The 3,154-nt window shown below is 61.1% G+C and carries 3 protein-coding genes; all 3 read left to right on the forward strand.

The window, feature by feature from the left end; translation table 11 throughout:
- Positions 1–360, forward strand: a 360-nt coding sequence (locus tag AC1D1P_RS18905) for an alpha/beta hydrolase-fold protein (protein ID WP_477674032.1), incomplete at its 5' end; no start/stop codon positions are given.
- A gap of 60 nt (positions 361–420) precedes the next feature.
- Positions 421–2,115 carry a phosphoethanolamine transferase gene (locus tag AC1D1P_RS18910; RefSeq protein ID WP_477674033.1) on the forward strand — a complete coding sequence of 565 codons (1,695 nt, stop codon included), beginning with the start codon at positions 421–423 and terminating at the stop codon, positions 2,113–2,115.
- Between the two features lie 131 nt (positions 2,116–2,246).
- Positions 2,247–3,044: a transporter substrate-binding domain-containing protein gene (locus AC1D1P_RS18915; protein ID WP_477674034.1), complete on the forward strand. Its 798-nt coding sequence runs from the start codon at positions 2,247–2,249 to the stop codon at positions 3,042–3,044.
- The last annotated feature ends 110 nt before the right edge of the window (positions 3,045–3,154 follow it).

Below are 3,154 nucleotides of genomic sequence, written 5' to 3' on the forward strand. Positions count from 1 at the left end.
GTCTCGGCGTTTGCACCTATCTGCGCGCCCAGCCAGTGCCCATGGGGCCGCAAGGCGTTTACCGGCTATCTCGGCAGCGATGAATCAAACTGGGTTGAACATGACGCCACCGCCTTGATGAACCTGATGCCCGCAGCGCCCTACCCGGGCGGCATACGCATAGACCAGGGGCTGGACGACAAATTCCTCGCCGAGCAGTTGTACCCCGAGCTCTTTGAAGCCGCCTGCGCCAAGGCGGGCCAGCCGCTGGCGTTGCACCGCCACGCGGGCTATGACCACGGCTACTACTTCATCGCAACCTTCATGGCCGAACACCTGCGGCACCATGCGCAGCAGCTGGGTCTGGCTGTGGCCGCTTGATTGAAGACCGTGAGCAGGCCTTAAGCCTGCATTAAGGCCGCCCCAATACAATCCAGCGCTATGCCGCTGCGCCCTTCCCCTTCCGCATCCTCCACATCGCGGCCCGCCCCCCTGACCACTGTGCGGCAAGACGCCGGCATGCGGCCGTTGTGGCTGGTGGTCATTGCAAGCCTCTGGATTGCCACGGTATGCAATGTGGCCTTGTGGCGCGAGCTGGCCCGCCTGCCCGGCCTTACCGGGGGCCAGGCGGTGGTCATAAGCATCGCCTTGGCGCTGGTGATTGCGCTGGCGACCACCGCGCTGCTCAGCGTGCTGGCCTGGCGCTGGACACTCAAGCCCGCCATCACGGTCTTTCTGCTGTCGGCCGCTTTCGGCGCCTATTTCATGGTGACTTATGGCGTGGTCATCGACAAAACCATGATGATCAACACGCTGCAGACTGATGTGCGCGAAACACGCGACCTGCTGAACTGGCGACTGCTGGCCACGGTGATGGTGCTGGCGGTCCTGCCGATGATCTTTTTGTGGCGGCAGAAGGTCAGACGTGCAGGCGCAGTGCGACAGATGCTCACCAACGCAGCCACGCTGACCGGAGCGTGCGTGCTGCTGGTGTTAGTGGTGTTTTTGTTTTTCCAGAGCATTGCCTCCGTCATGCGCAACTACACGCATGTGCGCTACCTGATCAACCCACTCAACTCCTTCTACGCGCTGGGTTCCATCGCGGCAAAACCGTTCCAGCGTGATGAATCCATCGTGTTGCCCCTGGGTGAAGACGCCAAACTCGGGGCAAGCTATGCAGCGCAAACCAAACCGCCGCTGTTGCTGCTGGTCCTGGGCGAGACGGCGCGCAGCGCCAACTTTTCGCTGAACGGCTACGGCCGGCCCACCAACCCGCTGCTGGCCAAAGAAAACGTGGTCAGCTTGCGCAACGCGTGGTCGTGCGGCACCARCACGGCTGCGTCGGTGCCTTGCATGTTCTCCAATTTCGGGCGTGAAGCCTATGATTCGCGGCCCGCCAACTACGAAGGCATGCTGGACGTGCTGCAGCGCGCGGGCCTGGCCGTGCTGTGGATCGACAATCAATCGGGCTGCAAAGGCGTGTGTGACCGCGTGCCCAACGTGAACACCGTACAGCTCAAAGTACCAGGCCTGTGTGATAGCGGCGAATGTTTTGACGAAGTCATGCTGCACGGCATTGACGAACGCATTGCCGCGCTGCCGGCCGAGCGCCGCGCCAAAGGCGTGGTGGTCGTGATGCACCAGATGGGCGGCCACGGCCCGGCGTATTACAAGCGCTCGCCGCAAGCTGTCAAAAAATTCCTGCCCGAGTGCACCGACAACGCGCTGCAAAGCTGCAGTCGCGAAGGCCTGCTCAATGCGTACGACAACAGCATCGTCTACACCGACAAATTGCTGGCGTCTTCCATCCAGTGGCTCAAGGCGCAAGAAGCGCGCAGCGCACCCGCCCTGCTCTACCTGGCCGACCACGGCGAGTCCTTGGGCGAGAACAACCTCTACCTGCACGGCATGCCCTGGGGCATTGCGCCCGAGGTGCAAAAGCGCGTGCCCTGGATCACCTGGCTCTCACCCGAATTTGAGCAGCGCAACAAGCTGACCACCGCGTGCCTCAGGCAACAGCTGGATGCACCGGTGAGCCACGACAACTACTTTCACTCGGTGCTCGGCCTGATGAATGTGCAGACCAGCATCTACAAGCCCGCGCTCGACATCTACGCCCACTGCGCCAAGCCCTGAGTTCACGCGCAGCGTCCGCGAAGCATCCGGATTCGCCGTAGGGCTTTTGCTGCCGCGCATGCACCAAAGTGGTGGCAGATTTAATATTCGATATTCATCTCAATAACAATTCTCTTATGCAAAGGTTGAATATGAATATTCGCAAAGCCGCCGCCTCCACTATCACTTCCACACTCCTTTTGACGCTCGCGCTCAGTGCCAGCGCAGCCGACCTGCTCGACACCGTCAAACAGCGCGGCACACTCAAAGTGGCGCTCGAAGGCACCTACCCGCCCTTCAACTACAAAGAGGGCGGCCAGCTCGCCGGCTTTGAAGTGGAACTGGCCAACGCTCTGGCGCAAAAGCTGGGCGTCAAAGCCGAGTTCTCCACCAGCGAATGGAGCGCCATCCTGGCAGGCCTGCAGGCCGGCAAATACGACGTGGTGATCAACCAGGTGGGCATCACCGACAAGCGCAAGGAGACCTTTGATTTCTCCGAGCCCTACACCATCTCGGCCCCGCAGCTGATCATCCGCAAGGACGAAAAGCGCGAGTTCAAGACGCTGGCCGACCTCAAGGGCAAAAAGCTCGGCCTGGGCCAGGGCACCAACTACGCCGACATCGCCAAAAAAGTGGGCGGCATCGACGTGAAGACCTACCCCGGCGCGCAAGAGTATTTGCAGGATCTGGCACTGGGCCGCATCGACGCCGCGCTCAACGACAGCCTGCTCATCCCTTACATCGTCAAGCAGACCAAGCTGCCGCTCAAGCCCGGTGCGCCCGTGGGTGACCTTGAAAAATCCGGCATTCCTTTTGTGAAGAACAACCCGAAGTTCAAGGCCGCCATCGACAAGGCGCTGGCAGACCTGCAAGCCGACGGCAGCTTCGCGAAGATCTCCACCAAATGGTTTGACCGTGACGTGAGCAAGCCGCCTGTCGCCGTGAAATAACCGAAGTAACATTCGATCAGCCGCGCGCCGCCTTCCGGCAGGCGCCCTGAAACACCCCGGCTCTTCGCCGGGGTTTTTATTTGTGGAGACTCCCATGGATCTGTCTGGCC

This window comes from Polaromonas sp. P1_E1_2, from assembly GCF_056406035.1.

Coding starts and splice junctions, on each gene's coding strand:
- AC1D1P_RS18915 (WP_477674034.1), top strand. CDS start 2,247: ATGAATATTCGCAAAGCCGCCGCCTCCACTATCACTTCCACACTCCTT.